Here is a 7,351-nt window from a genome sequence, read left to right on the forward strand (position 1 = left end):
CTCCGGCACCGACGCCACCGATGCCACCGATGGCGCAGTCGCGCTTCTTGTCGTCCCAGCGGAACCAGTCGTCCTTGCCGTCCTTGCCGTCCCGATCGTCCTTGCCGTCCAGGCCGTCCAGGCCGTTCCTGCCGTCCCGATCGTCCTTGCCGTCCAGGCCGTTCCTGCCGTCCCGATCGTCCTTGCCGTCCAGGCCGTTCCTGCCGTCCAGGCCGTCGTCGATCCGATCGGCCCGGACCTGCTTGTCGCCGTCGATCTTGTCATCGCGGTCGCGGTCCTTGCCGTCCCGATCGTCCTTGTCGCCGAAGATGCCCCACCCGTCCTTCTTGTCGTCGCACCGGTGGTTGTCCTTGTCGTCGAGGGCGTGGGCAGCAGCCAGGCCGGGCCCGAAGGTGAGGGTGACGCTCGCCGCGCTGGATATCGCGAGAACGGCGGCGCTCCGACCCATACCTTTCTTCATCTGGTCCCCTCTCTCACGTACGGTGATCGATTCATTACTGCGAGTGATACCCTAGCGACTGAGCGTGGGGGTGCGGGTCAACCGCCCGGGCGTGGTGCGGCCGGATCGACCTCCTCGCGGCGGCGATCGGGTCGCTTCTTCGGTCTAGTTCGTCCAGTTTTCGGTGATCTCGGAATCGTTGAGACCAGTGCACCTCGCTCACAAGCATGCCGCTCACGGAAAGTATCTCTACCGATTGGTAGAGTCACTATCAGTGGCCTTGTGGTGCGGGCGCGTGACGGTTCGGAGCCGCGAGCGGTGCGCTGGACGATCCACCTCGGGAGCGATCCGCACGGGCATGTAGACGATCGACGGGCGGGATGGCGGGAGGAGCTGTGAAAGGTGGGACGGGCAGCGGTAACCAGCGGCCCGCGAACGGCGCACCGACGGCCTTCTCCGTCCGCGCACCCGCCGCGGGCAGGCGCCTCCTGCTCTGGCGGTGGCTTCTCCTCGTCGGGGCGGTCCTTGTCCTCGGCAGCGGTTTCCGGCTGGCGGAACCGGCGTTCGACGCCGTCCGCGGCGGTTCCGGGGCGGACACGACGGCCGGCATCGCCGACGTCCCGCTGCCGCCCACTCCCGTGCCGACGACCGGCCGGTTCGGGCTACCTCCCGCCGTCCCTGAGCAGCCGGTGGTGGTCGTTAACAATCCGTCCCGGCTGCGCATCCCCCGGATCAGGGTGGACGCTCCGATCATTCATCTGGGTCTGAACCCGGATGGCACGCTCGGGGTGCCCAAGGCATGGGGGGATGTCGGCTGGTATGACCGTGGTCCGGCGCCTGGCGGCATCGGCCCTGCCGTGCTCGTCGGCCACTACGATTCCACCACCGGCCCGGCGGTCTTCTACCGGCTGCACGAGCTCGTGCCCGGCGACCGTGTCGAGGTCGCCTCGCCGACCGGCGTGTCCACGACGTTTGTCGTCGATCGCGCGGAGAACGTGGTGAAGTCGAGGTTCCCGGCGAACCGGGTCTACGGACCGGTACTCCGCCCTGAACTGCGCCTGATCACCTGCGGGGGCGCCTTCGATCGGAAGGCCGGGCACTATCTCAACAACCTGGTGGTGTACGCGCACGCCGAATCCTCGGCAGGAGCCGCGCCCGTCGTGCCGGCCCGGTCTGCGGCGAGCATGCTTCCGCCGAATCCGCCGCGGATGCCCGTACCCGCGCACTCGTCGCCTGGGCTGCCGTCGCCTGCGCACTCGTCGCCTGGGCTGCCGAGGCCGGCGCAGATCTCGTCAGGCCAGCCGGCACGGCCGCAGCCGGCGCAGGTCGGTTCTGTCCCGGGTGTGAACCCGCCGCCCGCACCCTGACGACCCGGCCCGTTCCGCTGCCGGATCGCCGACGAGACAGCCGGAGAGATCTACGACACGTCGATGCTTGGGGGGCGTCGTGACGACCTGACCGAGGTGGCGTGACCGAGCCGCCGACAGGCACCCGGCGTGACGGCATCCGTACTTCTTGCTGAGCGGCGGCGGCCTTCTGGCGCCGTGTTCAAGTGTTGGGGTGGGGGTGATTGCGGGTCGCCCGGGCATGTCCACTATCGTCATCAACGGCACTTCTGTTCTACCGATCCATAGGTGTCCAGATTATGAAGTGTCTGTTACGTGTCATACAGATATACCTATTTTGATAGAGATACCCGTCGAACCGATGTGCCTGGCCCTGCCCCCGGTTCGGCGGCCCCTCCGAGTATGTCGGGGCAGGTGCGGGGAGCCGTAGTTCCGGGTGTGGCCGGCGGATCTGGCCGTGTTCTGGCCGCGTTCCGGCGGTGACGGCACTGACCGGGTCGTTGGCCGCCGGGCTGACCAGCCCGAACCCGACAGCTCCCTCGTAGGCGCACGGGAAGGACACGTCTTGCCCCGTCGTGGTATGGCCTGGCTTCCGGAGGACTGGGACCAGTTTGTCCGGAATCGTCAGCGCCCGTCGGCGCCCCACGGCTCCTCAGGCTCCGGCGCGGCTCGCCGCCATACCACTCCTCCTCCGCGACGCGCGGTCACCATCGCCGCGTTCACCACCGGGACGATCGCGGCCTCGACCGCCGCCTTCGCGGCCACCGTCCCCGGGGGCACCGACGGAACCTCGTCGCTGGAGTCGAACTCCCTCACCCAGGAAGCCGCGCTCGTCCCGGGACATCACGCCACCGGCCACGATGCGGCCTCGGCCCGCAGGCTCGCCCCGTTGGCCACCGCTATCGCGGACCACGACCCCGTCTTCACCAGCGTCTCGATCGCCGCGGACAAGACCTCGGTCGCGCCCAACACCCCGGTGGTGCTCACGGTGCGGGCGTTGGAATCGGACAGCGGCACCCCGCTCGCGAACCAGGACGTCCGTATCGTCGTGGTGAACGGTCCCCAGTGGCAGACCTCCACGAGGTTGCGGACCGGCGCGAACGGTACCGCGCAGATCACCGCGCGCCTGCTCTCCACGACGACGATCACCGCGGTCTTCGACGGATCGAACGCCCTGCGTCCCTCCCTGGCCAGCGCCGCCACGGTGACGATCGCGAGTCCGACGAGTCCGACGGGTCCGGGACGGTCGGCTCCGGGACGGTCGGGTCCGGGACGGTCGGGTCCGGGACGGTCGGGTTCCGTGATCGACCAGGCGATTCCGAAGGTCATCCCGGGTAGTTCGATCGGGGAGAAGGCCGTCTACCTCGCGTCGTTGCACAAGGGCAAGCCGTATGTCTGGGGCGCGGAGGGCCCGTACTCGTTCGACTGCTCCGGCCTCGTCCAGTACGTCTTCAAGCAGCTCGGCCGCTCGCTGCCGCGCACGGCGCAGGAGCAGTACAACGTCTCCGCCAAGGTGCCCCAGTCGGGCAAACAGCCCGGCGACCTGATCTTTTACGGTACTCCTGGGAATATCTACCACGTCGGCATCTATGCAGGGAACGGGTATATGTGGGCCGCCCCGCAGACCGGCGGTGTCGTGTCGCTGCGGCCCATCTACAGCTCCACCTACAAAGTCGGCCGCATCCTCTGAGCCCGGTCCCATCTGACCCGGTCCGAACGCCGGGGTACCCCGCCGGCGGATCCCTCTCCGCTCCCCGTGCCCCACGATCCGCTAGCGTCAGCGATGTCCGGCCCGTCGGCGGGGCGTTGCGACCTCTACCGGGCCCGGACGTCCTGACCGGCGCCGAACCCGTCGGTGGGACCTGCGGGAGCGCCGGGTGCGGTGGGCGGCCGTCCACCGCCGTCGCGGCGCGTCGCGCCGCCCCACCGGTGGAGGAGGGACGCCGCATGACCATGCCCGCCGCCTCGGACCGGATCTGGACGGTTCCGAACGCGCTGTCCGCCCTGCGGCTGCTCGGCGTGCCGGTCTTCCTCTGGCTGGTGCTGGGCCCGAAGGCGGACGGTGCGGCGCTCGGCGTTCTCGCGTTCGCCGGAATCAGCGACTACCTGGACGGCAAGCTCGCGCGAGTGCTGAACCAGACGAGTCGCCTCGGCGTCCTGCTGGATCCCCTCGCCGACCGGTTCTACATCCTCGCCACCATCGTCGCTCTGACCCTCCGCGGGATCGTGCCGGTCTGGTTCGCGGTTCTGCTCCTCGCCCGCGACGTGGCGCTGCTGGCGCTGCCGCCGTTGCTGCGCCGGATCGGGGTCGGCGTCACGCTGCCCGTGCACTACCTGGGCAAGGCGGCGACGTTCAACCTGCTGTACGCCTTCCCTCTCCTGCTGTTGTCCGCCGGGGATTCCTGGCTGGCCACCGCGGCACGCCCGGTCGGATGGGCGTTCGCGATCTGGGGTACTGCCCTGTACTGGTGGTCTGGTCTTCTGTACTTCGTCCAGGCCGGCCAGCTCGTCCGGCGCTTCCGGGCGGATGCCCGGACCGGCGCAAGTGGGAGGTGACCGGTGAGAGCCGTCGTCATGGCCGGTGGCGAGGGCACCCGGCTGCGCCCGTTGACCGCGAACCTGCCCAAACCACTGCTCCCCGTCGTCAACCGGCCGATCATGGAGCATGTGCTGCGCCTGCTCAAACGGCATGGTTTCGACGAGACGGTGGTGACCGTCCAGTTTTTGGCCTCGATGATCCGGACGTACTTCGGTTCCGGTGACGAGCTCGGGATGCACCTGTCGTACGCCACCGAGACGACCCCGCTGGGCACCGCCGGCAGCGTGAAGAACGCCGAGGACGCCCTGCGGGACGAGGCGTTCCTGGTGATCAGCGGGGACGCGCTGACCGACATCGACCTCACCGACCTGGTCGCCTTCCACCGGCGTCAGGGCGCGCTCGTCACCGTCGCGCTGAAATCCGTCCCCGATCCGCTCGAGTTCGGCATCGTCATCACCGGCGAGGACGGACGGATCCAGCGCTTCCTGGAGAAGCCGACCTGGGGGCAGGTGTTCTCCGACACCGTCAACACCGGTATCTACGTGATGGAGCCCGAGGTGCTTGCCCAGGTGCCGCCCGGCGAGGCGGTGGACTGGTCCGGCGACATCTTCCCCCGGCTGGTCGAGGAGGGTGCCCCGGTGTACGGCTATGTGGCGTCCGGGTACTGGGAGGACGTCGGCACCATCGCGAGCTTCCAACGGGCTCAGGCCGACGTGCTCAACCGCCAGGTCGATGTGGAGATCGGCGGTTTCGAGGTGTCCCCCGGGGTGTGGATCGGTGAGGACGCCGAGGTCCACCCGGAGGCGATCCTCAAGGGGCCGCTCGTGGTCGGCGACTACAGCAAGGTGGAGGCCGGCGCCGAGCTGCGGGAGTTCTCCGTGCTGGGCAGCAACGTGCTGGTGAAGAGCGGCGCGTTCCTGCACCGGGCGATCGTCCAGGACAACGCGCTCATCGGCCCGCAGACGAACCTGCGTGGCTGCGTCATCGGCAAGAGCACCGACGTGCTGCGGGCGGCCAGGATCGAGGAGGGCGCCGTCGTCGGAGACGAGTGCGTCGTCCGCGAGGAGGCGTTCATCTCCCATGACGTGAAGGTGTATCCGTTCAAGACGATCGAGGCCGGCGCGGTCGTCAACACGTCCGTCATCTGGGAGTCCCGCGGCCAGCGGACCCTGTTCGGGCCGCGCGGGGTGTCCGGCCTGGTGAACGCGGAGATTACCCCGGAGCTGGTGGTGCGCCTCGCCGGCGCCTACGCCACGACCCTGAAAAAGGGAGCCACCGTCACCACCGCGCGGGACGGTTCCCGCGCCGCCCGGGCCCTCAAGCGGGCCGTCATCAGCGCGTTGACCGCCGGCGCCATCAACGTCCGTGATCTTGAGGTGGCACCGATGCCGGTCACCCGCTTCGATGTCCGCTCGTCCAACGCCGCTGGGGGGATCATGCTGCGCACCACCCCCGGAGACCCGGAACGCATCGACATCATCTTCCTGGATGCCGACGGCGACGACCTCTCCCCGGTGGCGCAGCGCAAGCTTGACCGGGTCTTCTCCCGCCAGGAGTTCCGCCGGGCCTTTCCCGGTGAGATCGGTGACCTGCGTTTCCCGGCCCGCACCATGGATCTCTACATCCAGGATCTGCTTGACCGGGTCGATACCGCCGGCATCGCCGAGGCGGATCTCAAGATCGTCGTTGATCCTTCGGGTGGCTCGGCGTCCCTGGTGCTGCCGACACTGCTCGGCCGGCTCGGCGTCGACGTGCTCACCGTCAACGGACGCGTCGACGAGACCATCCCGCCCCGCAGCGCCCTGGAGGATCTGCGGGCCACCGACCGCCTGGGCGCCCTCGTCGCCAGCTCCGGGGCGGCCTTCGGCGTGCGGTTTGACCATGTCGGCGAGCGCGTCACGATCGTCGACGAACGGGGGGACCTCATCGACGATGACCGGGCCCTGCTGGTGTTCCTCGACCTCGTCGCGGCGGAGAATCCCGGCGCGGAGGTGGCCCTGCCGGTGACCATCACCCGGGTGGCCGACCAGGTCACCCGCTTCCACGGGCTGACGGTACGCCGGACTTCCCTGTCGGCGGCGGCGTTGACCGGGGTCGCCCGTGACGACGGCATCGTCTTCGCCGCCGACGGGCGGGGCGGCTTCATCGTCCCCGAGTTCGCCCCCGCGATCGACGGGATCGCGGCGTTCGTGAAACTGCTGGCCCTGGTGGCACGGACCCGGCTGACGCTCAGCACCATCGACGCCCGGATACCTTTGGTGGCGATCCTGCGTCGTTCAGTGCCCACCCCGTGGGCGGTCAAGGGCACCGTCATGCGTCGCGTGGTGGAGTCGGTCGACCCGGATGCGGGGCATGTCATCGACACCACGGACGGGGTTCGGATCGTCGGTCCGGACGGCTCCTGGATCCTGGTGTTGCCGGATCCGAGTGAGGCGGTCACCCACCTGTGGTCGGAGGGTGCCGACATCGAGGAGGCCCACGTGCTGCTGCGGCGCTGGGTCGAGGTGGTCGAGGCGCGGTAGCCACGGCACGCGCGGCGAGGCCCTGGTCGGCGGCGCTCGGTGTCCGGTCGGTCAGAATGCCGAATGTGCGAGAACGGACCGGATGGCCACGCCGAGGGCCGGTATGCCCCGTGGCCACCGGCCCTTCGGATCCCTGCGGCGTCTCCGGGCGGGCCCGTCGCCCCTGGCTGCGCCCCCTCGCCCTGGCCCTCGTCCTCGGCCTGCTCGGCCTGGTGATAGCCACCGGGGCCCGGCGTGCCGCGACGACGGCCGGGGAACGTGCGGAGCTCGTCGCGGCCCTGCGCGCGGAGATTCATGAGCGATCCGCCGCGACTACTGCGGCCGCGACCCGGGTCAGCGAGCTGCGCCTGCGGGTGAAGACGGCGCGGGAACAGCGCGCCCGGGCCGAGCGCGAGCTGGCCCGGGCCACGGCGGCACTGTCGGATCTCGGGCCGGCGGCCGGCTGGTCCCCCGTGCGTGGACCGGGCGCCCGGATCGAGCTCGCGGACCGGACCTCCCCCGGGCC

At 69.8% G+C, this 7,351-nt stretch carries 5 protein-coding genes and 1 pseudogene; 5 read left to right on the forward strand and 1 reads right to left on the reverse strand.

What is annotated here, in order from left to right:
* A partial coding sequence (locus AC08OP_RS17100; RefSeq protein WP_476615107.1) for a hypothetical protein occupies positions 1 to 460 on the reverse strand: 460 nt, incomplete at its 3' end.
* Between the two features lie 374 nt (positions 461 to 834).
* Here AC08OP_RS17100 and AC08OP_RS17105 point away from each other — a divergent pair.
* From AC08OP_RS17105 to AC08OP_RS17125, 5 genes and pseudogenes are all read left to right on the forward strand, one after another.
* Positions 835 to 1,806: a class F sortase gene (locus AC08OP_RS17105; RefSeq protein ID WP_476615108.1), complete on the forward strand. Its 972-nt coding sequence runs from the start codon at positions 835 to 837 to the stop codon at positions 1,804 to 1,806.
* Positions 1,807 to 2,350: 544 nt separating this feature from the next.
* Positions 2,351 to 3,475: an NlpC/P60 family protein gene (locus AC08OP_RS17110; protein WP_476615109.1), complete on the forward strand. Its 1,125-nt coding sequence runs from the start codon at positions 2,351 to 2,353 to the stop codon at positions 3,473 to 3,475.
* 257 nt (positions 3,476 to 3,732) lie between these two features.
* Positions 3,733 to 4,341 carry a cardiolipin synthase ClsA gene (gene clsA / locus AC08OP_RS17115; protein ID WP_476615110.1) on the forward strand — a complete coding sequence of 203 codons (609 nt, stop codon included), beginning with the start codon at positions 3,733 to 3,735 and terminating at the stop codon, positions 4,339 to 4,341.
* 18 nt (positions 4,342 to 4,359) lie between these two features.
* Positions 4,360 to 6,846: a sugar phosphate nucleotidyltransferase gene (locus AC08OP_RS17120; protein WP_476615111.1), complete on the forward strand. Its 2,487-nt coding sequence runs from the start codon at positions 4,360 to 4,362 to the stop codon at positions 6,844 to 6,846.
* A gap of 110 nt (positions 6,847 to 6,956) precedes the next feature.
* Positions 6,957 to 7,351: pseudogene (locus AC08OP_RS17125) on the forward strand (DUF881 domain-containing protein); the annotation flags it as partial.

This window comes from Frankia sp. CeRuru1 (assembly GCF_977966315.1).